This is a genomic window from Cylindrospermopsis curvispora GIHE-G1 (assembly GCF_014489415.1).
Taxonomy (GTDB): Bacteria; Cyanobacteriota; Cyanobacteriia; order Cyanobacteriales; family Nostocaceae; genus Raphidiopsis; species Raphidiopsis curvispora_A.
The window spans coordinates 2,065,667-2,090,438 of the sequence record NZ_CP060822.1 but is presented as its reverse complement, the minus strand read 5'-3'; the positions used below and the strand labels follow the sequence as shown (position 1 = coordinate 2,090,438).

Annotated in this window: 27 protein-coding genes and 1 tRNA gene; 12 read left to right on the top strand and 16 right to left on the bottom strand. The window is 39.6% G+C overall.

Annotation, left to right across the window (positions count from 1 at the left end; genetic code table 11):
* The first annotated feature begins 44 nt into the window (after nt 1-44).
* From IAR63_RS09355 to ileS, 4 genes are all read left to right on the top strand, one after another.
* Nucleotides 45-1,121 carry a sulfate ABC transporter substrate-binding protein gene (locus IAR63_RS09355; RefSeq protein WP_187705076.1) on the top strand — a complete coding sequence of 359 codons (1,077 nt, stop codon included), beginning with the start codon at nt 45-47 and terminating at the stop codon, nt 1,119-1,121.
* Between the two features lie 25 nt (nt 1,122-1,146).
* Nucleotides 1,147-2,022 (top strand): sulfate ABC transporter permease subunit CysT, encoded by an 876-nt coding sequence (gene cysT, locus IAR63_RS09350; protein WP_187705075.1) that lies wholly within the window; start codon nt 1,147-1,149, stop codon nt 2,020-2,022.
* A complete protein-coding gene (cysW, locus tag IAR63_RS09345) occupies nt 2,009-2,866 on the top strand; it encodes a sulfate ABC transporter permease subunit CysW (protein ID WP_187705074.1) in 858 nt (285 codons plus the stop codon). The genes cysT and cysW overlap by 14 nt, the downstream gene beginning before the upstream one ends.
* Before the next feature lie 84 nt (nt 2,867-2,950).
* Complete coding sequence (gene ileS / locus IAR63_RS09340; RefSeq protein WP_187705073.1) at nt 2,951-5,842, top strand: isoleucine--tRNA ligase; 2,892 nt, start codon at nt 2,951-2,953, stop codon at nt 5,840-5,842.
* A 153-nt stretch (nt 5,843-5,995) separates the two neighbouring features.
* On the opposite strand, the gene IAR63_RS09335 is transcribed toward ileS, so the two are convergent.
* Both IAR63_RS09335 and IAR63_RS09330 read right to left on the bottom strand, forming a co-directional pair.
* The gene (locus tag IAR63_RS09335) at nt 5,996-7,273 is read right to left on the bottom strand and encodes a hypothetical protein (RefSeq protein WP_187705072.1); all 1,278 of its coding nucleotides are present in this window, start codon (nt 7,271-7,273) and stop codon (nt 5,996-5,998) included.
* Nucleotides 7,274-7,373: 100 nt separating this feature from the next.
* Nucleotides 7,374-7,445, bottom strand: a tRNA-Gln gene (locus tag IAR63_RS09330).
* A gap of 161 nt (nt 7,446-7,606) precedes the next feature.
* Here IAR63_RS09330 and IAR63_RS09325 point away from each other — a divergent pair.
* The 3 genes from IAR63_RS09325 to IAR63_RS09315 are packed head-to-tail and all read left to right on the top strand — an operon-like array spanning nt 7,607 to nt 9,757.
* Nucleotides 7,607-8,794 (top strand): DUF3086 domain-containing protein, encoded by a 1,188-nt coding sequence (locus IAR63_RS09325; RefSeq protein WP_187705071.1) that lies wholly within the window; start codon nt 7,607-7,609, stop codon nt 8,792-8,794.
* A gap of 56 nt (nt 8,795-8,850) precedes the next feature.
* Complete coding sequence (gene plsY / locus IAR63_RS09320; RefSeq protein WP_187705070.1) at nt 8,851-9,534, top strand: glycerol-3-phosphate 1-O-acyltransferase PlsY; 684 nt, start codon at nt 8,851-8,853, stop codon at nt 9,532-9,534.
* A gap of 52 nt (nt 9,535-9,586) precedes the next feature.
* Nucleotides 9,587-9,757, top strand: coding sequence for a hypothetical protein (locus IAR63_RS09315; protein ID WP_235678215.1), 171 nt, complete (start codon nt 9,587-9,589; stop codon nt 9,755-9,757).
* A gap of 196 nt (nt 9,758-9,953) precedes the next feature.
* On the opposite strand, the gene IAR63_RS09310 is transcribed toward IAR63_RS09315, so the two are convergent.
* Both IAR63_RS09310 and IAR63_RS09305 read right to left on the bottom strand, forming a co-directional pair.
* Nucleotides 9,954-10,529: an ExbD/TolR family protein gene (locus tag IAR63_RS09310; RefSeq protein WP_187705069.1), complete on the bottom strand. Its 576-nt coding sequence runs from the start codon at nt 10,527-10,529 to the stop codon at nt 9,954-9,956.
* Nucleotides 10,519-11,247, bottom strand: coding sequence for a MotA/TolQ/ExbB proton channel family protein (locus IAR63_RS09305; RefSeq protein WP_187705068.1), 729 nt, complete (start codon nt 11,245-11,247; stop codon nt 10,519-10,521). Before IAR63_RS09305 ends, IAR63_RS09310 begins: the two co-directional genes overlap by 11 nt.
* Before the next feature lie 79 nt (nt 11,248-11,326).
* Between IAR63_RS09305 and IAR63_RS09300 the strand changes: the two genes are divergently transcribed.
* Nucleotides 11,327-11,620, top strand: a complete 294-nt coding sequence (locus IAR63_RS09300; RefSeq protein WP_187705067.1) for a YkvA family protein — start codon at nt 11,327-11,329, stop codon at nt 11,618-11,620.
* On the opposite strand, the gene IAR63_RS09295 is transcribed toward IAR63_RS09300, so the two are convergent.
* Complete coding sequence (locus IAR63_RS09295) at nt 11,568-12,917, bottom strand: GAF domain-containing sensor histidine kinase (protein WP_187705066.1); 1,350 nt, start codon at nt 12,915-12,917, stop codon at nt 11,568-11,570. The two genes, IAR63_RS09300 and IAR63_RS09295, sit on opposite strands and share 53 nt — an antisense overlap.
* 456 nt (nt 12,918-13,373) lie before the next feature.
* On the opposite strand from IAR63_RS09295, the gene IAR63_RS09290 reads away from it, so the two are divergent.
* The gene (locus tag IAR63_RS09290) at nt 13,374-13,691 is read left to right on the top strand and encodes a DUF3155 domain-containing protein (protein ID WP_187705065.1); all 318 of its coding nucleotides are present in this window, start codon (nt 13,374-13,376) and stop codon (nt 13,689-13,691) included.
* Nucleotides 13,692-14,112: 421 nt separating this feature from the next.
* Here IAR63_RS09290 and IAR63_RS09285 read toward each other — a convergent pair whose 3' ends face one another.
* Entirely contained in the window at nt 14,113-14,637 is a 525-nt protein-coding gene (locus IAR63_RS09285) for a cofactor assembly of complex C subunit B (protein ID WP_187705064.1), read from the bottom strand.
* 176 nt (nt 14,638-14,813) lie between these two features.
* On the opposite strand from IAR63_RS09285, the gene IAR63_RS09280 reads away from it, so the two are divergent.
* The 3 genes from IAR63_RS09280 (at nt 14,814) to IAR63_RS09270 (ending at nt 18,200) form a co-directional block, all read left to right on the top strand.
* A complete protein-coding gene (locus tag IAR63_RS09280) occupies nt 14,814-15,383 on the top strand; it encodes a DUF3611 family protein (RefSeq protein ID WP_187705063.1) in 570 nt (189 codons plus the stop codon).
* Nucleotides 15,384-15,512: 129 nt separating this feature from the next.
* The gene (gene serS / locus IAR63_RS09275) at nt 15,513-16,793 is read left to right on the top strand and encodes a serine--tRNA ligase (RefSeq protein WP_187705062.1); all 1,281 of its coding nucleotides are present in this window, start codon (nt 15,513-15,515) and stop codon (nt 16,791-16,793) included.
* Between the two features lie 84 nt (nt 16,794-16,877).
* Entirely contained in the window at nt 16,878-18,200 is a 1,323-nt protein-coding gene (locus IAR63_RS09270; protein WP_187705061.1) for an NYN domain-containing protein, read from the top strand.
* Here IAR63_RS09270 and IAR63_RS09265 read toward each other — a convergent pair.
* The 10 genes from IAR63_RS09265 to nifE all read right to left on the bottom strand — a co-directional run bounded on the left by IAR63_RS09265 (nt 18,187) and on the right by nifE (nt 24,728).
* Nucleotides 18,187-18,453, bottom strand: a complete 267-nt coding sequence (locus IAR63_RS09265) for a FeoA family protein (protein ID WP_187705060.1) — start codon at nt 18,451-18,453, stop codon at nt 18,187-18,189. The genes IAR63_RS09270 and IAR63_RS09265 overlap by 14 nt on opposite strands.
* Nucleotides 18,454-18,632: 179 nt before the next feature.
* Nucleotides 18,633-18,932, bottom strand: coding sequence for a 2Fe-2S iron-sulfur cluster-binding protein (locus IAR63_RS09260; protein ID WP_187705059.1), 300 nt, complete (start codon nt 18,930-18,932; stop codon nt 18,633-18,635).
* Between the two features lie 150 nt (nt 18,933-19,082).
* Complete coding sequence (locus IAR63_RS09255; protein ID WP_187705058.1) at nt 19,083-19,448, bottom strand: HesB/IscA family protein; 366 nt, start codon at nt 19,446-19,448, stop codon at nt 19,083-19,085.
* Nucleotides 19,449-19,646: 198 nt separating this feature from the next.
* Nucleotides 19,647-20,426 carry a HesA/MoeB/ThiF family protein gene (locus tag IAR63_RS09250; RefSeq protein WP_187705057.1) on the bottom strand — a complete coding sequence of 260 codons (780 nt, stop codon included), beginning with the start codon at nt 20,424-20,426 and terminating at the stop codon, nt 19,647-19,649.
* 13 nt (nt 20,427-20,439) lie between these two features.
* Entirely contained in the window at nt 20,440-20,757 is a 318-nt protein-coding gene (nifW, locus tag IAR63_RS09245; protein WP_187705056.1) for a nitrogenase-stabilizing/protective protein NifW, read from the bottom strand.
* Nucleotides 20,754-20,954 (bottom strand): CCE_0567 family metalloprotein, encoded by a 201-nt coding sequence (locus IAR63_RS09240; protein ID WP_187705055.1) that lies wholly within the window; start codon nt 20,952-20,954, stop codon nt 20,754-20,756. Before IAR63_RS09240 ends, nifW begins: the two co-directional genes overlap by 4 nt.
* A 117-nt stretch (nt 20,955-21,071) precedes the next feature.
* Nucleotides 21,072-21,536, bottom strand: a complete 465-nt coding sequence (locus tag IAR63_RS09235; RefSeq protein WP_187707426.1) for a NifX-associated nitrogen fixation protein — start codon at nt 21,534-21,536, stop codon at nt 21,072-21,074.
* A 5-nt stretch (nt 21,537-21,541) separates the two neighbouring features.
* Nucleotides 21,542-21,961 (bottom strand): nitrogen fixation protein NifX, encoded by a 420-nt coding sequence (gene nifX / locus IAR63_RS09230; protein ID WP_187705054.1) that lies wholly within the window; start codon nt 21,959-21,961, stop codon nt 21,542-21,544.
* 34 nt (nt 21,962-21,995) lie between these two features.
* Nucleotides 21,996-23,327 carry a nitrogenase iron-molybdenum cofactor biosynthesis protein NifN gene (nifN, locus tag IAR63_RS09225; protein WP_187705053.1) on the bottom strand — a complete coding sequence of 444 codons (1,332 nt, stop codon included), beginning with the start codon at nt 23,325-23,327 and terminating at the stop codon, nt 21,996-21,998.
* Between the two features lie 18 nt (nt 23,328-23,345).
* A complete protein-coding gene (nifE, locus tag IAR63_RS09220) occupies nt 23,346-24,728 on the bottom strand; it encodes a nitrogenase iron-molybdenum cofactor biosynthesis protein NifE (protein WP_187705052.1) in 1,383 nt (460 codons plus the stop codon).
* Nucleotides 24,729-24,772 lie beyond the last annotated feature (44 nt).

Genomic DNA, 24,772 nt, shown 5'->3' with positions numbered 1-24,772 from the left:
TTTTACTCTTTCCCGGATCTTTAAAAGTACTAAGGAGAAAACAAATGGGTTGGGGTTGTAGATTGCCCATAAATATACCGCGCCTAAAATCGACCAAGAGTTTTATTTCACCTTGCTTAATGGGTATATTTTTAGGTTTGGTGGTTGGTGGTTGTGGAGATAGGGGAACTAATTCCTCTAGTAAGAAAGATGTGGAAATCACTTTAGTGTCCTTCGCCGTGACAAAGACCGCCCATGAAGCGATTATTCCCAAATTTGTGGAAAAATGGCAAGAAGAGCATGGGCAAAGGGTGATATTTAAACAAAGCTATGGTGGTTCAGGTTCACAAACTCGTGCTGTAATTGATGGTTTACCTGCTGATGTTGTGCACTTAGCTTTGGGTTTGGATACTAAAAAGATTGAAAAAGCAGGTTTAATTCAACCAGATTGGGAAAAAGAGGCTCCAAATAATGCCATAGTTTCCCAATCTGTAGCTGCTTTGGTGACCCGTGGGGGCAATCCTAAAAATATTAATACCTGGGCTGACCTATCCAGAGAAGATGTCAAACTAATTACTGCCGATCCTAAAACATCCGGGGTAGCACGTTGGAACTTCCTGACCCTGTGGAACTCAGTGATTAGAACTGGTGGTGATGAAGCCAAGGCCAAAGAATTTGTTAGCCAGGTATATAAAAATGTTCCTATATTAACAAAAGATGCAAGGGAATCCACGGATGCTTTCTTTAAACAAGGTCAAGGGGATGCTTTAATTAACTATGAAAATGAGATAATTTTGGCACAGGAAAATGGAGTGAAGGTAAATTACACAGTTCCGGATGTGAATATTTCCATTGATAATCCCATTGCGGTTGTAGATAAGAACGTTGATAAACATAATAATAGGGAAGTGGTGGAGGCTTTTGTTCAGTTCTTGTTTACTCCCCAAGCTCAAGAGGAATTTGCCAAAGTTGGTTTTCGTCCGGTAAATAATAGGGTAGCAAAAACTAAACCCTTTGTAGATAAGTATCCCCCCGTTAAGACCTTGAGTACGGTAAAAGACTTAGGTGGTTGGGATAGTGTGCAGAAAAAGTTTTTTGATGATGGTGCCCTATTTGATCAGATTCAAGCGCAGGGCAAATAGTTGAATCAATTATGAATTTAGAATTATGACCTTATCCACACCCACAAATGTGAGCAACTCCAAAAGACCAGGTTTTGCCAGAACATTGTTAAATAGCGCGACTCGTTTATCTTGGACATGGCGAATTACTATTTTTTACCTGTTAGTCATGTTATTTTTACCCGTTTTGGCTATGTTTCTCAAAGCTGGTACGGAACCACCAACAAAGTTTTGGCAAATTGCTACCAGTGAAATAGCTTTAGCCACATATAATGTGACTTTTATTACTTCTCTTTTAGCGGCGGCGGTTAATGGGGTGTTTGGAACCCTAGTAGCCTGGGTTCTGGTCAGGTATGATTTTCCCTTAAAACGAATTGTGGATGCCACCGTAGATTTACCCTTTGCCTTACCCACTTCAGTAGCTGGTTTAACCTTAGCGACTGTTTACAGTGATAATGGCTGGTTGGGCTCTTTATTGGCACCTTGGGGAATTAAAGTTTCTTTTACTCGGTTAGGTGTAGGTGTAGCAATGGTATTTATATCCTTGCCTTTTGTGGTGCGAACTGTACAACCTGTATTGCAAGAAATGGAAAAGGATGTGGAAGAAGCTGCGTGGAGTTTGGGCGCTTCCCCATGGCAGACATTTATGAAAGTGATTTTGCCACCCCTATTACCGACAATTTTAACCGGAGTGGCTTTAGGTTTTTCCCGTGCTGTGGGTGAATATGGCTCCACAGTGATTATTTCTTCTAACACACCATTTCAAGACTTAATTGCACCAGTATTGATTTTCCAAAGATTGGAACAATATGATTATTCAGGTGCAACAGTAATAGGGGTGGTTTTACTGCTGATTTCCCTGGTTTTATTGGTGGGAATTAATTTATTACAGGCTTGGGCAAGAAGATATGACAACAAATAAATCACGACAAAAATCACAATATCAAAAACAGCAAAATTGGGTACCATCTGTTTTAATTGCCATAGCAGTTAGTTATTTATTTCTGGTACAGTACATTCCAGCTCTTAATGTTTTTGTTCAAGCCTTTATTAAAGGTGTTGGACCTTTCTGGGATAACTTAACCAAAACAGACTTTCTTCATGCGGCCTGGTTAACTCTCTTGTTAGCAGTAATTGCCGTACCTATTAACGCGGTATTTGGTTTATGTGCAGCTTGGGCGATCGCACGGCATAAATTTCCTGGACGTGCAATAGTTTTAAGTATTATTGACCTTCCCTTTTCCATTTCCCCCGTAGTAGCGGGTCTAATGATTGTTTTGCTATACGGGAGACAGGGATGGTTTGGAGGTTGGTTGCAATCCCATGATATTCAAATTATCTTTGCCTTTCCTGGCATGGTTCTAGCGACTTGTTTTGTTAGTATGCCATTTGTTGCTAGAGAAGTGATTCCAGTATTGGAGGAGTTTGGTAAAGATCAGGAAGAAGCAGCAAAAACCCTGGGAGCTAATGAATGGCAAACATTTTGGCGTGTTACACTACCTAGTATTCGCTGGGGTTTACTGTATGGTTTAATCTTAACGAATGCCAGATCCATGGGGGAATTTGGGGCGGTTTCCGTAGTATCTGGAAACATCGCTAATACGACCCAAAGTTTACCTTTGTTTGTAGAAGATGCCTATAAACAGTATGAAACAGAAGCAGCTTTTTCTGCAGCAGTTTTGTTAGCACTTTTAGCAGTTGTTACTTTGGTCTTGAAAGAAATTTTAGAGCGTAAAACTCGTGTTAAGGATGATGGGGAAAACTAATTGCAGGATAGGCCTTCTTTCCCACCTTCACCCGGTTGATGGCTATAATTAACCAAATAACAGCAAATATATAGGCATGAAACCGTGACCGAAACTGGAAAATACAAGGACACCGTTAATCTCCCCCAAACTGATTTTGATATGCGGGCAAACGCAATAAAACGTGAGCCAGAAATCCAAACATTTTGGGCGGAAAATAACATTTACTCGCGCTTGTCCCAAGAAAACCCGGGCGAACTATTTATACTTCATGATGGACCTCCCTATGCCAATGGCTCATTGCATATTGGTCACGCTTTAAACAAGATTCTCAAAGATATTATTAACCGTTACCAGTTACTACAGGGTCGTAAAGTTAGATACGTGGCTGGGTGGGATTGTCACGGACTGCCAATTGAATTGAAAGTCCTGCAAGCTATGAAGTCCCCAGAACGGCAAAATCTCACCCCCCTACAGTTACGTCAAAAAGCAAAAGATTTTGCTTTAGCAGCGGTTAATGAACAACGGAATAGTTTTAAACGCTATGGGATATGGGGTGATTGGGATCATCCCTATTTAACCCTACAGCCAGAGTATGAAGCTGCCCAAATTGGTGTATTTGGCAGAATGTACTTAAAAGGATATATCTACCGGGGTCTCAAGCCTGTACATTGGAGTCCTAGCTCTAAAACCGCTTTGGCAGAGGCTGAATTAGAATATCCAGAAGGACACGTTTCTAGAAGCATTTACACCGTCTTTCCAGTGGTTAAGGTTTGTGAAAAGCTAAAATCAGTTCTGGCACCATTTATGCCCGATTTGGCACTAGCTGTGTGGACAACTACTCCCTGGACCATACCTGGCAATTTAGCCATCGCAGTCAATGGGTCATTAAATTATGCGGTGGTAGAAGTTTTACCTAATGAAACTTCCCTTTTCCACCACAAATATCTGATTGTGGCCACTGATTTAGTTCCCCGGTTGACCACCATTCTCAATGTGGATTTGAGATTGCAGGTGAGTTTTTCTGGTGAGGATCTAGAACATACTATCTACAGTCATCCCCTGTTTAACCGGGAAAGTCCTGTGCTTATTGGTGGTGATTATATTACTACCGATTCCGGTACGGGCCTGGTACATACAGCTCCCGGTCATGGTCAAGAAGATTACATCGTGGGACAGCGTTATGGCTTACCAATCCTTGCCCCCGTAGATGAAAACGGTAATTTTACTCAAGATGCTGGTAAATTTGCTGGATTGAATGTCCTAGGGGAAGGTAACCAAGCAATTATTGATGCTCTTGCACAAGCAGGTTCTTTGCTAAAAGAAGAACCTTATCAACATAAATATCCCTATGACTGGCGTACTAATAAACCAACCATCTTCCGAGCTACAGAACAGTGGTTTGCTTCTGTTCATGGGTTTAGAGAGGATGCTTTAAAAGCGATCGCTTCGGTGAGGTGGATTCCTCCCCAAGGGGAAAACCGCATTACCCCCATGGTAGCAGAGCGATCGGACTGGTGTATTTCTCGTCAACGGGCTTGGGGTCTTCCTATTCCCGTATTCTACGACCAAGAAACGGGGGAGGTGTTGCTGAACGAGGACACAATTAATCACGTTCAAGCTATTATTGCCCAGCGAGGTTCTGATGCTTGGTGGGAATTGGAAATTGAAGACCTTTTACCAGAACCTTATCGTAGCAATGGACATAAATATCGCCGGGGTATGGACACCATGGATGTGTGGTTCGACTCTGGTTCTTCCTGGGCAGCTGTGGCAAATCAGCGACAGGAACTAACCTATCCCGTTGATATGTATTTGGAGGGTTCCGATCAGCATCGGGGTTGGTTCCAGTCTTCCCTGTTAACCAGCGTAGCAGTAAATGGCATTGCACCCTATAAAACCGTATTGACCCATGGATTTGTCCTTGATGAACAAGGAAGAAAAATGAGTAAATCAATTGGTAACGTAGTAGATCCACAAATTATCATTAACGGTGGTAAGGATCAGAAAAAAGACCCCGCCTACGGTGCAGATGTTCTACGCTTGTGGGTTTCCTCCGTTGATTATTCGGGAGATGTTCGCTTGGGGGGTAATATCATCAAGCAACTAGCTGACATCAGGAATAAAATCCGTAATACGGCAAGATTTTTATTGGGTAGTCTACATGACTTTGACCCGGAAAAAAATGCCGTCCCCCTAGAAAAATTGCCTGAACTAGATAGGTACATGTTGCATCGCATGTACGAGGTGTTTAGCGAAGTAACATCAGCCTTTGAAACCTTTCAATTTTTCCGATTTTTCCAAACAGTTCAGAATTTTTGCGTTGTAGACCTGTCTAACTTTTATTTAGACATTGCCAAGGATAGACTATATATTAGCGCAGCTGATAGTTTTAGAAGACGCAGTTGTCAAACAATCCTACACATAGCCCTGGAAAACCTAGTCAGGGCGATCGCTCCAGTGTTGTGTCATACTGCGGAAGATATTTGGCAATTTATTCCCTATTCCAGGAGTGAGAAATCAGTCTTTCAAGCTGGGTGGGTAAAGGTTGATCCCCAGTGGAAAAGTCCCGAATTGGAAAAGAAATGGCATACTTTGCGGATGCTGCGCACAGATGTTAATAAGGTCTTAGAGCAGGTGCGGATGGAAAAAAGGATTGGTTCCTCCTTAGAAGCCAAAATATTAGTTCACCTTGCCAATTCCCATTCACCCCTATCTCAAACTATCAAGGACTTCCATTTCAACCCGGATAGGGAGAATGGAGTAGATGAACTGAGATACCTGCTCATAGTATCACAAGTAGAAATCCTAGAGGATTTAACCCAACTGTCCCAATTGCAATATACAACAACCACGGAAAATTGGACAATAGGGGTGGTAAATGCGGAGGGAGAGAAATGCGATAGGTGTTGGAATTATTCCACCCGTGTGGGAGAGTCTTCGGACCATCCCCTGTTGTGTGAGAGATGTGTTTTATCCCTAGCGGGTGAGTTTTAGACCTGTCTAAGTAGGTGGGTAAATATAAGATGAACGTAGGTTGGGTTGAAGTATGAAACCCAACACCCGCACGGGTTACGCCACCGCTAATCCATCCTACAAATAATTGTGAAATTGTGCCTCCCTACTTAATGGAACTAAGCTGAGATTGAGCTATTCTTCGTCCTGTTTCTTAGGGGGAGGAAGAATAAGCTCAAACTCTTGTTCTAGCAGATCTCTATCAGTACCATAAATTACATTTTCCTTACCAATAACTGTTTCTTGGGCAAAGTTACGGGTGAAGTCTATTTTCTTTTGTAAACTTTCACTAGGGTCTGCGAGAACTCTTACTCGCTCTAAACGCTCCCGGTTGCGACTGGCAATTTTTTGGTTGCGTGATTGAATCCAAAAATAACGTCCCAAGGGTATCCCTAAAAAGCCAATTCCATAACTCAACAATAACCAATAAATACTTTGCACAAAACCTACTAGTCCCCCTGTTTCCAAACCAACTGTCTGAGTTAGTAAATTACCTAGGACTAAAGCTCCCACAAGATTTAACGCTCCCAACCCAGCACTCATCATAATTTGTCCAGAATTAGCAGCACTAAATTGCCATGGTTTCTCTTCTAGGAATAATTCTACTGGCTGATCTTGTTTTTCGCTGGCTTTTACCTGTAGTTCAGGAAAATAATAGACAATTTGTCCGTCCGGACTTACCTGAGGTTTACCATTATATCTGACCAAAACTGGTAACATATAATCTTCATATTCCTGTTGGTATTTTTCCCCTAAATTATCCAAATAAGGGGCAATTTGTTCAGCAACTACTGCTCCTTGATTATTAGTAATTACAGTGCCAATTTGCTGCCAACGTCTTTCCTCTAATTTGCTGTTAGGATTACCATCGCCAAATAAAAAGGAAAATACTGCTTCTAAAAAGTTTAGTTCCCCATTACCTCGATTTTCTTTTCTTTCTATTTGTCTTTCTTGACTATAATAATTGGGACTAAAATACCAAAACAAATCTGGAAAAAAGAAGACATCAAATCCCCTAAACCCTCCATCTCTATTGTCTTCATCCCGATTGGAGCTGCTGGCAGTAATAATGATAATTATAGTTAAGGTAATGATAACTATTGAAGCAATCAGTAAAATACCGAAAGAAATCCTAATTATATAAAACAGCACCTGCCAAATCTTTGCCCACCACTCCTGTAAGCGCAATTGCACATACTTGTTTCTTAAAATTGTTCTAAAATTCTGTGGAAATTGATAAACAATGTCTCCTGTGTCTGCTACTTGTAAATGCCCACCTGCGTCAGCAGCTAAAACCAACAGTGCTGCATTCGCTTCAGCAAGACCCAATCCAGATCTGCTAGCCACATCACCTATAGTAACACGGTAGCCGAGTTTTTCTATGGCCCCCATAATAGCGGGATTAGGTATCATTCTCGCCTCCTATTTTATTCCATTAAGGAACCATCCCATGTGCCATTTATTCTAGCACCTCATACCAACTAAATAAAATACCAAGGTGATAGCTATAGAACTGGGGCGCTAGGATTCGAACCTAGGGATGGCGGGACCAAAACCCGCTGCCTTACCGCTTGGCTACGCCCCATCAATTTCACCCTACTACTATAGCAGTTACCTCCGGGGTGCTGTCAAGTATTTTTTGAAAAATTTTCTGTGTCAATGGTAATGCGGATCTCTGTTCCACTAAGGTCACTTTGTTGGTTCGGGAGTATGTCAAGATGGTAATATGGAATTAGGCTATTTTTTATGAACCAAGAGGAATCTTCAACTGCAAAACCGATGGATGACGGACGGGAGGAAGCAACAATTCCGTCAACCCCTCCACCATCGGAAACACCCGCTACCCTTCAAACAGCGGATAATCCCTCCATGCTCACAGCTACTGCATCCTATTTCAATCCAGCAGTGGATTCAGACGCCCATCTTAACTCTTTGTATGCAGTTACAACACAACGGTTAGCTGATTTACAAGCTACTGAAACTGCACTGAAAACGGAAATCTCCCAACTACAGGTTACTTATATTACGCTTCAAGGTCAAGTATCGGAGACCCAAAAGGCTCTTTCTAAAATAGTTGAGGAGTCTTTAGCTATTTTAGAACAACGTAAACAAAGCCTACAAATATCCGTGGAGCAGTTGGAACGGAGACAAGAACGCATTAAAAATGAAATGCGCACAACTTTTGCGGGTACTTCCCAGGATCTAGCAATTCGGGTGCAGGGTTTTAAGGATTACCTCACAGGGAGTTTACAGGATTTGGTAACCGCAGCAGAACAATTACCTCTTATTCCAGAAAAAATTAAATCGGTAACTAGGGAAGTTAAGCAGGATTTTCCGAAAGAGGTTAAATCCAATGCGGTGCAGTCTGTTAGTGTGCAGTTCGCTCAACAACAGTTTCAGGAAACAACAAAACAGATTAACCGATTATTAGAACAGTATCGTAGTCAACCGGACTATTATGGTCCCCCATGGCAACTAAGACGCACTTTTGAACCCGTTCATGTGGAACGAGTCTCTAACTGGTTTTTTACCCTGGGTGGACGTGGTGCTTTACAAACCATGAGTAGTCGTCTGCAAAATGTTTTGATTTCCTCCGCAGCTGTGTCAATTTTACACAAGTTATATGGCGATCGCCTGCGTACGCTAATTTTAGCGAATAGTCCCGAAAGGTTAGGGGAATGGCGCAGGGGTTTACAAGATTGTTTGGGTATTGGTCGTTCTGATTTTGGTCCGGACAGAGGTGTGGTATTATTTGAAGCAGCTACCGCTTTAGCCCAAAAGGCGGATAGACTAATTAAGTCTAATCAAATGCCTTTGATTATTATTGATGATTCTGAAGAGCAGGTCAGTTTAGGACTGTTACAGTTCCCTTTGTGGTTAGCTTTTGCCCCTGATCCTAAAATGATGCGAGATAGATACGATGAAGATTTCTAATAAACAAGAAAACAAGTCCCAATTTTGCAAGTCCAAACATCTCTAGGTTTTAAATTATGACTATTTGGTTAATATGGTGTGGGTTAGTAATTATATTAGCTTATTTGTTGGGTTCCTTCCCTACAGGATATCTAGCAGGTAAAATATTAAAAGGCATTGATATTAGACAAGTCGGATCTGGATCCACTGGTGCAACTAATGTTTTGAGAACTTTAGGTAAAGGCCCAGGTGCTTTTGTACTAGTCATTGACTGTTTGAAAGGAGTTCTAGCCATTAATTTAGTGTATATATTATACAGTAGTCAATTGAACTTAATGGGTAGCAGTTTAAATGTGGAAGTATGGCAATCGTGGTTAGTCACCTTAGTAGGGTTGATGGCAATATTGGGACATAGCAAGTCCATATTTTTAGGTTTTACTGGTGGTAAGTCAGTAGCTACTAGCTTAGGTATTTTATTAGCAATAAATTGGCAGGTAGGTGTGGGCACCCTGGGTGTTTTTATAATGGTTATTGCCATATCTAAAATTGTTTCTTTAAGTTCTATTGCTGGTGCAATTGCTGTTTCCATTTTGATGATAGTTTTTCAACAACCATTGGCTTACATTATATTTAGCTTGCTTGGTGGTTTGTATGTAATTATTCGTCACCGTAGTAATATTGACAGACTATTAGCAGGTAAAGAACCAAAAATCGGACAAAAGGTGGAAACTCAGCCAGAACAACTAACTGGGGGAGGTTGACATATTGACACTACCCTCGCAAACCCCCGCACTTGATAGATCAGATCTCACCATGCTTAAACAGTTTAATACTGCTGGTCCTTGCCAATCTGATATCCACTACATGCTCTCTCCCATCGCTCGACTACCGGACTTGAAAGCACTAATCGATGGACGCAATTACTTTATTATTCATGCGCCGCGACAAGGGGGAACCACTGCTAAAAAGTGCCCCCTACCATGAGATTGCTCCTCATTTAGTGTTAATGGCATTTTTACATCGGGTAGTGAATGGTGGTGGCACCTTAGAGCGGGAGTATGCCATTGGTTCTGGAAGGATGGTATGTATCGCAAACAAAAAAGACAAGAAATGAAGTATGAGTATGAATTCCTTTAACTCCTTGATACTCAAACTTCCGGACTACCTGCTTCCCATGTTGTTAAGGTCTTTGGGGGATAGTAGTAGGAGCAGTTGGTGGTGTGGGAAGAGCACTTGGTAGATTCAACCCAGGATCAGCACCAGGAACTGTGGGTAAATTTAGTGGTGGTACAATGGGAGTCCCGGGAAGGTTTGGTGAATCAATCACTGGTTGAGAAGCTCCGGGGATAATTCCCAAGGATACTCGGTTTCCCCCCACTTGTCTGAGTAAATCTAATGTTTGAACAACATCATTATAGGTAGCTGTGCGAGAAGCATTCAGAACTAAAATACCCTGGGGATTGCCAGTAATATACTCTTTTAATCGCACTTCCAATTGTTCCCTGGTCACCGGATCCTTTTCAATGTAAGTTTTACCTACAGCATCAATAGTAACCGGTAGAATGTTACTTGGCTGGGAACTGGCAGCGGAGATTGTACCTGTGCTAGCTTTGGGTAAATCAACATTAATTGCCTGTTGTCTGGTAAATTGCAGTGCTGCTAATAGAAAAAAAGTCAGGATGCAAAAAACAACATCAATTAAAGGAATAATTTGAATCTGAACTTCTTCAATGGGTGTATGTAGGTTAACTTTCATTTTCTTGCTCTGATTCTGAACTGGTCACAGGATTTTCGATGGGGTGAGTCAACTCTTTTGGAGATTCTGTAATGAAAACAAGTTCTCTTTTCTTAAACCCAGGTGGAGATTGACGATACAACAACTCTAAATCATTGCCAGCTTTATTAAACACTTTCACTTGGTTAACCGCAAAGGATTGAAATAGACGATAAAAGACTAAGGTGACAATGGCAACTATCAAACCAGAAGCAGTACTAATTAAGGACTCACCAATTCCTGTGGTGACACCCGCTGTAGATTCCGTACCCAGATCACCAATTTTAATTGCTCGCAAGGATTGAATTAAACCTAAAACCGTACCTAACAATCCTAATAGTGGTGAAAGGGCGATTACAGATTCTAGAAGTTTTTCTCCCCTTCTCATTCCTGCTATTTCTTCTGCTGCTGTAGACTCCAAGGCTAGTTTAAAGGTTTCAGCATCACTTTTTTGCAACCGCAGTGGTGCGTATAGAAAACGACCTATGGGCTGATCTGTGGCTTTTTGGGCAATTTCTGTGGCTATTTCCCAGCTGTCTATTGCAGCATCTAGCACTCTTTCTACTACTTGTTTCTCTTGGCTCAAAATTCGTAGCCAAAACCACAGACGCTCAAAGATTACACTTACAGATAACACGGACAGTACTAACAGCGGCCACATGGCTGGACCGCCTTTCTTGAACAAATCTAAAATATCCACTTTTCCAGTCTCCTCACTACACTAAATATAGCAATTATGCTAGAACATTTTTCTTAACCACTAAATTCTGGGGAAAAATATGAGCTTTTCCGTACAGTCGCTTTACTCTTGGTATGGCAGTTTGATCCGTAAACCTAAGTACCGCTGGTGGGTAATTATGGGAACTATTGTTTATTTGGTTAGTCCCATTGATATTGCCCCCGATTTTATCCCTGTTCTTGGTCAAATTGATGACTTAGTTTTATTAACTTTGTTGATATCTGAAGTGTCTAAATTGGTTATTGATGGTTGGAACTCTCGTAACGGTAAAATTAACTCCCCTATGAAGGATGTTGATTCAAATGATCCGGTAATTGAGGTAACCAAACAATAAAGCTGGTTCCCGGAAGAGAAGAGCATGGGCTATGAGATTCTACTGCAGGGCTGAAAACCTCTATTTCTCCCTGCATTTGTGCTATGAGTTGTTTGGCGATCGCCATTCCTAAACCTGTGCCGGGAATGTCAGTATTAGCTTGTACTCCTCTGTAATGTCTTTCACCCAAATGATCCAGATCCTCTTTAGGTATACCGGGTCCTGTATCGCTAATAGCTATACCCTGAAAGTCTGTATTTTTTTGTAGAGAATGAATGGAGATTTTTCCACCCGCAGGGGTATATTTTAGGGCATTATCTATGATGTTACTGAAAACTTCTGTAAGTGCTTTAATATTGGCTTTTACTGGTGGTAAATGGTTGGGAATATCTACTAACAGGTTAATACTTTTTTCCTGGGCTAGTACTTGTGCAGATGCTAGTAAGGGTAGTAGTATATCTTTTATATGACAACTAGTAGGCTCTTCTCCCATTCCTGGCAACAACAGCGGCGCTGTTTTCTGGGGAGATGCTTCCACTGTAAGTACTGATCCTAGTATGGGAATAGCTTTTGTGTCTCTATCTTTTGAGTCTAAAACCTGATCAAACTTTTGCAATAACTCCTGTAAGCGATCACTTTGGTTGATAATATTTATGGCTACTTCCCTATTAGTATCATTAGATCTTAATCTTTTTAAAAGAAGTTTACCAAAGGTACGAATAGCAGTCAGAGGATTACGAAACTGATGTAAAAGATTATCTAGTAAGTCCCCCTGCTCCTTTTGTAATGCTTTTTCCTGCTGCAGTTGATGTTGTAACCAAACTTGACGCTGATCCAATATACAGGCGATCGCTAAAGTGGTAGCTATGCGGCGAATTTCTTTTTCTTCCACTGGGTTCCAAGGACGATCCTCCCTTGCTGTTAAAAGCAACCCTACCATTAAACCTTCATAAACTAAAGGTAGGACAATTTGATATTGTCCAAATGGATATTTATCTTCTAAGTTGAGATAAGTAGTATGATCGTCTGCGAACTGGGGAGATGAAGAAAGAGAGCCTAATTTTGGTGCTAACAATTTTTGTTCCTGATCTGGTAAAACATAACCCAAGTCACTCAAGTTAGCCAAATCTCCGGAATAATCCAATCTAGATCCCTCTGGATAAACCAGAACAGGAATTAATAACCCTTCTCCATTTGGGTGGTCTACTAGTTCCTGTGTTAAGTAGACCACACTTGAAGATGCTCCCAGTCCCTGGGTTAACAATGATACTTGCTCCTGACATAGAGCAATAAAATCAGAACTGGCAGACATTAACATTTTTTAACTTCCACTGATAATTGGATGACTGCTACTGATGGTAGATAAGGCGGATAAAATTACTAGGGTTGGAACTTAGAGGTTGTTCTTGCACAATCTACAGGTTGTGTTTGATCAGTGCGCGGCATTTTACCACCTTGTTTATTGCTGTCACTTATCTACTCTAATTCCTAACTAAGCCAATTGGCGAGTAAATCATATTCTAATTTCCCAACAGTCCTATTATATTAGCTATCATATAACACCTTAACTACTACGATTTGCGTATTTATTAAGATTTAATATACACAGATTATTTTAATAATACTGAGTAATTGATCCCAGTTGGGAAATAGATTGATAGGGATGTATCGAAAGGTTAAAAACCATTGATTTTTTCTGGCAAACCGTATATAATTACCACGAGTTTTGTAGCTGTGACTACAATCTTCTAGCTTGAAAGAGGAGGACAATAAGTTGGCAAGGAGACGTAAAAGAAAAAGCCGTCGTCGTCAGGAAGGACGACGGATTCTGGAAAATGTGCCTCAGTACAGCATAGAAAGCGGCGAAGACAAACCAGTGACAGCAGCGAGAAAGTTTATTCACGCTGAAGGTATCTTGCCTCCTGCCTTGCTATTAGTAAAAAGGAACGAACACACCACAGACCGTTATTTTTGGGCGGAAAAGGGTCTGTTTGGTGCTCAATACGTAGAAGAAAATCATTTTTTGTTCCCTAGCTTGAGAATGTTGGAAACTCCAGCTAGTGCAGAACTAGTGAATCTGGCAAATCGCTAAGTTCTGGAATGGTTTTTTTACGCATTCAACTTCTTACTTCTGACCCCAAAATCAATTAACTGGCAAAATTGAACAGTTGACGCAAAAATTCAATTTTTTTTTAGTTTGTGGCCGAACTGACAGTGGTGCTAATCAATTGGATAATTAAACCTAGTGCAGCAGAGAGTGACAACAAAATCAAGCGAATAAATGGGTATGTTACTAAACTAACTGAGTTAAGTTTATTTCTTAGTAAAACCATCAACACAAAGTTTGTTGTGTCCTCTCTTTTCTCTGAACAGGTCGGAAGTAAGTAATTAGTGTCAGGGTGTAAGGTGATCACACTGCAAGATTAGTGAGGAAGTAAGGTTTAGCTTGACACATGGGGCACTGGCCGATTTATTCGTCATCTAATCTAAGTTGTTGTGACTATCACCAAAAATCAATCGACAATTTTCAGTTGTAAAGCCCTTTTTAACTCTGCGAGTTCATCTCGGTGACCAATGACAGTGATTATACTTGAGGGGTGTTGTTCATTTTGGCGAAACTCCATTTTGATTAATACCTTCTCAATTCTCCCGGATTGACGCCAGTAGAATATACCACTTAATGGTGCTACTAAAACCAAAAAGAATGGATTTTGGCTGGAAAGAAGCTGGGCTAAAACCAGTCCTAGGCAAGCAAGACCTAGAGCAGCTAAAACAGTCAGAAACACGGCCAGGAACCAACTAGGTTGGACAAAGCCCTCGAAAATGACTTCCTTTTTTTCTGGATCTGCGGAAACCACTCGATAAGCACGGGATTGGAAATAGTCCTGGAGTTGACCCATGAGGATGGTTTCATTGTCTTCAGAGGCTATTTTTGCTCGTTCAGTGCGATCTTTGGTGGAAGCACGAATAAAGAAAAACAACCCCACAACTAACAACAAGGTGAGGAGAAAGGTGGATGGAATGATAGCAGTATCCATGACTTTTATTTTTTAAATGAATCCTACCTATTTATTATTGATGATTGTTGATCTATTCTGGAATCAAACCAGTTAAATGGGATTTTTGATAGTCATTAAGACAAAAGCTACTAGATCCATTGAATTTTATAGAATTTTCCTAAAGAGTTTATTGATCCTATGGGAATTATTTAAATATGACGAAGGACTCGGAAATGCAATCCACTAATATAAGAGCGATCGCCCAGATGTTTCGCCTAGGAGGTTGGATTAGTTTTTGGATACAACTGGTATTAGGTGTGATATCTGGGATAATAGTATTGTTGTATGCCTTTTTTAGTCAGAGACCAGGTAGCCCTACTAACAATCCAGGAACGGGATTGGGCATATTTTTAGCCATATGTGGATTAATAGTTTTAGGCGCGGGCATTTATTTAGGTTATAGGTATACAAGAATTGGTAAACAACTGGACTCATCCAACCCTAGCAATCGTCCGCGAAAGCTAGAGAGTGTGCAGGTGATAAGACTAGGCGTGTGGATTAATCTAGGAGGGATTTTAGTGACACTATTAGGTGCCCAGGCAATTGTGGGCACATTGGTTGCCAGATCAATTTCCCCCCAAGCTGTGACAACCCAGCTATTGGATCCAAATCGAGTGATTAGTGGATTGGATATGTTAGTGGTTCAAGCGAACACTAATACAATTTCGGCTCACTTTGCAGGGCTTGTTTGTTCGCTATTCTTACTAAATCGAATCACAAGATAGTTAATTAGGGATTTTTCAACCTTTTTTGGAGTGATGACTTCACAAATTGCACTTAGTGCAGCACAATGGGTAAACTCTACCGAGATAGCTTGTGGAGTAGACAAACAAAAAACCTAACCATACTGACCAATGCTGGATATTAAACAGATTAGAGAAAACCCACAACTGATACAGAAAAAGCTGAATAGTCGCGGTGGTAAATATGACATTCAGCCCATATTGGATTTAAGCCAAAAACAACGGGAGTTGGAATTGGAGCGCAACGAATTGCAAGCTAGAAGTAATGAAATTGGTAAACTGGTAGGTCAAAAGGTAAAAACAGGAATTAGTCCTCAAAGTGAAGAACTTCTCTCGTTAAAGGAAGAAGGCAATCTGGTTAAAACTAAACTAAGCGATTTAGAACCTCGAGAAAAAGAGTTAAAAGGGCAAATTGAACAGCTGTTATTAGCACTTCCCAATCTTCCCAGCGACAGTACCCCCATTGGTGAAAGCGAAGATGATAATCCGGAGGTTAGAAGATGGGGAGATGAATATAAACCTCAAAACACCAATATTTTACCCCATTGGGAAATAGGGGAAAAGTTAGGTATCTTAAACTTTGAAAGAGCAGTAAAGATAGCTCAAAGCAGATTTGTAAACTTAATAGGTGCAGGGGCTGCTTTGGAACGAGCACTAATTCAATTCATGTTAAGTAAACACATAAAAAATGGTTATATTGAGATTAGCCCACCCTTATTAGTAAATACGGATTCTTTGACGGGAACTGGACAACTGCCAAAATTTGCCCAGGAGAGTTTTAAATGTGCAGAGGATGAATTATGGTTAATTCCCACAGCAGAAGTTCCCGTGACTAACTTATATAGAGGGGAAATTTTAAACAAAGAAGATTTACCAATCTATCATACTGCATACACCCCTTGTTTCAGAAGAGAGGCTGGTAGTTATGGCAGGGATATGCGAGGCTTAATTAGACTGCATCAGTTCAATAAAGTTGAGCTGGTAAAGATAGTGACTCCTGAATCTTCCTTTGAGGAATTAGAGAAATTAGTAGCCAGCGCGGAGTCAATTTTGCAATCTTTAAAATTACCTTACCGGGTAATTGAACTATGTACTGGTGATCTAGGATTTGGAGCAACCAAGACATATGATTTAGAGGTGTGGTTACCGTCGTTTGGCAAATATCGAGAGATTTCCAGTTGTTCTAATTGTATTGACTTTCAAGCTAGGAGGGCAGATATTCGATTTAAAGAATCTGGTAAAAAAGGGACCCGTTTTGTGCACACACTAAACGGGTCCGGATTAGCTGTGGGAAGAACAATGGCAGCGATTTTAGAGAATTATCAGCAAGCTGATGGAACAGTTAAAGTACCAGAAGAATTGCAGATCTATTTAGGTAGAGAAGTTTTGTAATTAGACGTTTGAGATTTTGGTCTGAGTATGTTAGGTCATTTATTACTCAGCCAGATTACTAAAATATTAGAAGGAAAAAATTTTATGTCCATATTTAACACAGCCATATTTTATGATATTGAAAATCTGACTAAAGGCTATAGTTTTTCCAAAGACTTTATCAAGGAATTATCATTAAAACAGATATATCGACAGATTTTAGAGGTAGAGATTGTTGATAAAATTTGTCTCCAGAGAGCCTATGCTAATTGGAGTGACCACAGATTAAGTTTGCTCAGGGCAGAAATTAATGAACTAGGTATAGACCCAATTCAAATTTTTGGATTCGCACGTTATCATAAAAAAAACGCTGCTGATATTCAACTAGTAGTTGATACGATGGATATAACTATTCGTCTTCCTCATATTGAAGTCTACGTGATTGTATCTGGAGATGGGGGTTTTGCTTCTCTAGCAAAAAAATTACACGAATATGGCAAGCAAGTGATTGGTTGTGCATACGAGAATGCAGTCAATGATATTTTTAAATCAGTGTGTGATTACTTTATTAAACTGGAAATACCCGAAGAATATTCCCTAGAAGATATTAATAATGTAGATTCCAAAAACACAAACTTTGCCAATGATAAGGGATTAGGTATTGGCATAACTCATCCCTTTGTAGTGAGGATGGCAAATAATATTCAACCCATATATCAAGCAGATAAGAAAAATATTTTTTCTCATAGTCAAACAATAGTTAATTGGTTTTGTCAAGACCCAGAATCTAGAAGACAAATGAATCGTCATGGCATTCCCCTTTCTGCTATTAGGGAAGCATTCAAATATGCAATACCAGAGTTCAAACCAGAAATGGTAGGATTTAGTAGATTTGCAGAATTCTTGCAATTTGTTTGTGCAAATACAGAATGTTGTGTGGGGACTCTTCCACCATCAAACACGCTGCTAGTTTTTAGAAACTCTATTCCCAATGGAGTGATTATACTAACAGATATATCAAATGAAGATTTACATACACCAGAACGCTATCAGAACTTATTAGCTAGTGGTAAACCTAGAATTACAATTGAAGACAAATACACTCTGGAAAGATTTATTGATAGTTTAATGTCAAAACGCGACAGATTAATGAATGTATCTGAAATATTGGATATTGTTAGTCAGGAGCTTCCTGAGATTGAAAGCAATAAGCTCAATAATATTTGTTTATCTTTGATTCACTGTAGTATTTTGAAAGGATACCCAGAAGATGAGAACATATCAGAGCAAAGATTTCACATTAGAGAAGATTTTAGAGACCTGGCACAAATTTTAGGACATATCAAACAAACAAGTTTAAAGAAACTGATTTCCATCCTTGTTGATGACTTCAAAAGCAATGTTTTTGAACAAGTTATTCCTTTTTAGGATTATGTTGTAATACTCTGACGTAAATAGCTCGTATGGTTTCCCTATCTATAGTCATAGATACATTAGCAGCTTTAATAATAAAAACTGGGAACTTTTGCTCAACCATGATATTAGTTCCTGTCTTAATCCCCATTGAGAGCAACTTTTTTTTAATTATTTCATTTTGGGGTTGACAGACCGTAACAATCCCCTTTTCTCCAGCTTGAAGCAATTCCAAAGAACAACCAACCACAGTAAAAGGAGTAAACATAAACATCTTCAAAAACTAAGAGAAATTGAAACAACTGGGTCATCAATGATGAAAGATGATAAACACCTTTCATCATTACAGCAAAACCCCAACTTGTAACTTGTATATAGGTTATAGCTTTGCAAAGAACACCAGATGGCTAAAAATGAGAGCCAGGTGAGTGTTCTGGTTCGCCTTTGCTATACAAGATTTGCTTCCTGATGAGTTTTAATTGTACAGTTAGAGCGAGGATAGGTAACACATAATAGGGCAAACTTCTTAGATAATTGGTCATCATCTAAGAAATTTTGATCATCTTGGTTAATCTCACCTTCTAGAATTTTGCCTACACAACTAGAGCAAGAACCAGCATGACAGGAAACAGGTAATTCAATACCTGCTTCTTCTGCTGCATCAACAATTGATGTATCTTCATCACAGTCAATTGTAGCATCTAAACCTTGCTTTTCGTTAACCAATCTGACTTTATAACTAGCCATAGTCCTTCCTGAAGATTGAATAGAATTTGTAGTTTAGGTAAATGCTACCCAGACAAAAATGTGGAGAATGTCTACGGTAAGGTTGTAAACTGAGAAATGATGCGATGCAAATAATTTCCTTATTTATTTTTTCCCAAGTTCCAAATAGTTTTAGCTGCAAGGTACACCATTGGGTGAACAATCTCCAGATTTGAAAGACTTACCACAACCACAAGTATCGGTAGCATTTGGATTAGAGAACTTAAAACCGCTATCCATAACTCCTTCAATAAAATCAATCTCCACACCTTCTAACAAGGGCACACTTTTGGCATCAATATAAAGCAACACATTACCCTGTTTGATAATAATATCATCTGGTTGGGGTTGACTGGTAATTTCAATACCATATTCATAGCCACTACAACCACCATTTTTTACAGAAATGCGTACACCTTTCTCGGACTCTTGGCTAGAAGAAGTTTTTAAAAACGCCCGCAAACGAAATTCCGCCTTTTCGGTTAGAGTTACAGTCATTTTTTTTCCTATTGGCTAAGTGTGATTCTGATTTCCCAGTTATTTAAGTAGGGAGGCACAATTATTTGTAGGACGGGTCGAGTAAGGAGACCCATGGGGGTGTTGGGTTTCATGCTTCAACCCAACCTACGTTGATCTTATATTTAATTCCACTCACCTACTTATCACTTCAATCATGAAGTTTCAGAGTCTAAGTCTTTAAACAGATAAAGACTGAGATTGGGAATATCGCCAAGGTGCAGTGTTACCACAAACTGGACAATTGCGATCCCTCTGGGAACGACGCTTAACAAATTCCATTCTGGAAAAATTAATTGTTAGCAGTTCCGATAACAATGGTTGACTAAAACCTGTAATGAGTTTAATAGCTTCCAGAGCAGTCAAACAGGCTAAAGTTCCAGAAACAGCACCCAAAACTGAAAACCCACGTCGATCCCATTCTGGTTTTTCTGGAAACAAACAAGATAAACAGGGAGTAACACCAGGAATAATTGTTGTTAGGTATGCTTCCATTCCATCCATAGCTGCTTCTACCATTGGTTTGCGCCAGCGCACACAAGCTGCATTTAATAAATTCCGCTCATTAAAATTGTGAGCGCAATCCAAAGCCATATCAGCAGATTGCACTAAAGAATCTACATTTTCTGCAGTGATATAATCATGAACCACTTCAATTTCTACATCAGGATTAATAGCTTCTAGGGTTTCTTTAGCCTTAAAAACTCTTGGTTTACCCACCCAATCATCAGTCATTAAAATTTGGCGATTCATATCATCCAGACGTAAATCACCACCACGAACTAAAATCAGACGCCCAACACCTGCTACTGCTAAATAAAGAGCTGCAGTACCACCTAATCCCCCCACACCAGTTACCAGAATCGTCGCTGATTTAAGACGATTTTGAGCTAGTTCACCAAAATTTGGCAGCATCATTTGGCGACTATATCGCTCTAATTCCTTAGGCGTTAAACTCATTAATTCATACCTCCTAATCAGATATAATGTCTGTTAAAGTAACTACATTTTTGGGTTTATCATTGAACACCTTAAACAGTTTTTGTTCATGGGGTGTAGATTCCATAAAGACCCGGTATGCTTGTTGCAGTGCTGTACTATATTTCTCTAATTTTTCCAAGTCACTTAAATTGGGATATTCTTGGTCAATTTCATACATAAATTGAGAAAACTTCTTCAAAATATGTAGACGATTAACATTGACAAAGTGTTGATCGTAACCCAGATTAAAAAATTGAAAATATGCCTCCGCATCCACGATTTTTTTAAATTCTTCCATAGTTCTATTCATGAACTTGTCTCCATAGTTTTTAGTTGTTGTTTTAGCCGATCTAACTCTTTGTATATTTCATAGGTTTTAGCCGCAACAGTCATCAATTTTTCGTAATCTGTTGGCAGTCCTTCCGCTAAATCATGCAGATCCATTTTCATTTGACCTGCTTTGCTATTTAGCTTTTTAATTGTATTTCTTAGATCTTCAATTGTCATTGCAATAGATGATGAGGAATTAGTAGACTGGGTAGGGTGTCAGAAGTTATTGAAAACTTAATCAATGACAAAATTACCCAGTACCCAAATATCAAAGCTGAGAATCAAAATCCAAGACTACAAGTTACCAACTTGGGGAAAACGTTGAGCCAAATCAATTCCTTTTTGAACGAAGTTTTGTCCCTCTTCGTTTAACTTTTCCAGGGATTCAAATCCAAAACGATGAGCATCCCGTAAAGTTTTGATAGCCAACAATAGTCGCCCAGAAAAAACTAGTGCCCAACCAAAACCCTCATGACCCAATTGAATAACCACATTAGAAATCATACCGGTTTCTTGTTCAATACTAGCAGCTACAGCTCGAAAAAAGGCATTAATTCGAGAAATAGTTGCCGGATCGATTTCTCCTTCTACGGAGATTTGTTTTTTGTTTTGCTTGGTAACAACAAAGGGTTTGAGGATTAGTTCATCAGACCAATTTCTATAAAAACCATAACTATCACTAGCTCTGATCTGTTGTACCAAGGTTTTTAAAAACGGATAAACCATACCATGACCATTGACACTATGATTTTGACTCATATCACTCATATTGCAGCTTCGTTTTCTACTTCCTCTAAAAAATTAGATTTCTTGTGACCTAAAGCCTTGCGTAACCAAGGTGGAGGATTCCCTTTTAAGGTTTGTACTAGTTTATTTAAGATTTCGGCAATTTCTTCCTCTTCAGATTTGGCTTTTACCGGAGTCACACCATGTTTAATTAGTCGAGCTGCTGCACTACCACCAATCGCCAGAACATAAACTATGGTACAGTCATGTAAAGCTTCAAGTTTGGGGGTAATTTTATCCTCATTGCCATCTTCCTTTAAATCACCATCAAACTTGAGAGTCTCCCTAAATTCATAGCCTTGATCGGAAATTTCATAAACATCAATTTCCTTAGCCCACCCAAAATGGGCATTGACGTGAATTCTATCACTGGTCGTAAATGCAATTTTCACTTTCATTTGTCCTTTATAACTAACAACTTGACAATTTGATTTATCCCTTATTCATTACATGTTGCCATTGTTGCATCATTAATGACTCTTCCTGTTCTATAAATAGGTTGCCAATGGCAAATAGAACTTCCATGGTTCCTCGATAACCAACCTTGGTAAATAATCCATTTCCCAATCTGTCATAAATTGGTATTCCTAAACGATAAAGGGGAATACTCAGACGTTTGGCAATGGTATTTACATTAGAGTTGCCAATCAATAAATCAGATCCAACAGCTATATCTGCCAAATCTTCTAAATCCCCAATGGTGACACTTTTAATGGGTAAAATATCTAATAAGGGGGATTTAGTGGTGCTCACAGCTCCATGAATACAAGCACCCATGGACTGTAAAAACCTAATCATAGACCACATTAAATCTGGCTCTAATGCTAAGGAAATTCGTTTGGCACCTAAATAAAAATGAGTGTCTAACATCCCATCTTGTAATTGACGACGTTGACGACTATATTTTTCCGGAACCGGATTTCCACTTAATACCGACAAAGCTTGCAAAAATTCATCCACCGGTTCTAAACCTGTTAAATCTCGAAAGACCTCATAATCGGTATTAAATCTTTCTTGAAGAATTTTTGCTGCCCCGCGCATACTTTCACCCAATGCAATGGTAAAAGCTGAACTACCCACAGCACGCAGTTCTGGGAGAGTAGTCCCACTCACTGTTACCGCACGATAATCATCTTCCAAATGACCGTCTAAAGAAGCACCTAGATTGGGTACGAAAATGGGTTCTAATCCAAAGGACTTGACCATTTCTTCAATTTCTTGAATATCTCCAGGAGTAAAAGCAGAACCGGCCAAAATGGTGATTTGCTCTGTTTTTACCCCTCCAGCTTTAGGTACTTCCCGGACAATACTTTCCACAGCAACTGCAAAACCATCTTGTAATGCACCTTTAAAATCAGGAGTAGGAGCAAAAATAATCGGTAAATGGTCTAATTCGGGATGACGTTTTCTAATTTCTTTCAAAAAACGTTCAATATCATCCCCCCTAGTTTCTGTTAATCCAGTGGTACATAATCCAATAATTTCCGGTTTAGCTTTTTCCACCAGAGTTAAAATTGCTTGTTCCACATTTTCCTCTCCCCCCAAAATGGTGGTGACTTCTGTCATAGCTGTGGTAGCTAAGGGAATTGCTTCCCGAAAATGTCTTACTAATACAACCTTAGCAAAAGCTGTACAACCTTGGGAACCATGAAATAAAGGCATTGTTCCTTTCAATCCCAGAAAAGCCAAAGCAGCTCCCAAGGCTTGACTTTGTTTGAGGGGATTAACAGAAACTGGTTTATTAGGAATAGTGACTATTGCCATAAATGTAATCTTTAATAATTAAAATGTTTCCCCATTATCCCATGGTGCTGGTTTGCGAATTTGTTCCCAGATGGGACTATATAAAGCTTCGTATAATTCTCTAGCCATTTCCACCATTCCCATATAACCAGCATAGGGATGATGACGCTCTTGATTAATATCTAAAAAGGGAATTCTTGCTTTTAATGCTGTGTACTGATTTCTGCCACCAGCTATTAACATATCGGCTTTTGTATCCCTCACTAATTTTAATAATTCCTGGGCATTACCTTTTTCTAACATAATGCCATCATTCCCTAGTAATTTCTTGATTTTAGCCTTATCTTCTTCCGTACTTTTTCTAGTACTTGTTGCCACTACTTCTATCCCTAAATCTTTAGCCGCAGAAATGATTGACCAACTCTTTACTCCCCCGGTATATAGTACCACTCGTTTACCCTTTAATCTTTCTCTATAAGGTGCTAGAGCAATATCTAAAGCAGCTGTTTCTTGAGCAATTAGTTTTTCAGTCCGTGCTTGTAATTCTGCATCTCCTAATTTAGCTGCTACATTTCTGAGACAACGATTAATATCATCTATCCCATAAAATGACTCTTCAATATAGGGAATACCATAGCGTTCTTCCATTTTCCGCGCCATATTTAATAATGCCCGCGAGCAGATCATCACATTTAACTTGGCTCGATGAGCGTATGTAATTTCTTGATAGCGAGCATCACCAGTAATTTTGGCAAGGACTCGAACCCCCAATTTCTCAAATAGGGGTAAAACACCCCACATTTCTCCCGCAATATTGTACTCACCAATCAAATTAATATCATATGGTGTGGTATGTTCTGGTTCACCAGTTCCCACCACATAATCCAATAAAGATTCACCTGCAAATCGATTTCCCAAATTTTTACTGCCAATAAATCCAGGAGAAATTACGGGAATCACTGGAATGCCAATTTTTTCAGCTGCTACTTTACATACCGCTTCCATATCATCGCCAATTAAAGCAGTTACACAGGTAGCGTAAACAAATACAGCTGATGGTTGATAACGTTTGTGAATTTCTAGAATAGCTTGATATAATTTTCTCTCACCTCCAAAAATTACATCATTTTCTGTTAAGTCAGTGGTGAAACCGGTCTTATACAGCATTGGTCCAGAAGACAAACTACCTCGACTCCCCCAGGAATTTCCCGCGCACGCAATTGGACCATGGACTAAATGTGCTGCATCAGTGATGGGCACTAAGGCTATCATTGCACCATCAAAAGCACAACCACCTTGAGCAGCACCGGGTTGAGCTTGTTGAGTGCAGGATTTATTTTTCTTTTGTGCTTGCTTTTTTTGATTATGTTCACACCCTGATTCATTCAGCAGTTCGTTAATTTTGCCTTGGCTCATTTTCATATTGATGTCTCGCTTTATGTCTGGTCTTGGCAGTTTTTATAATT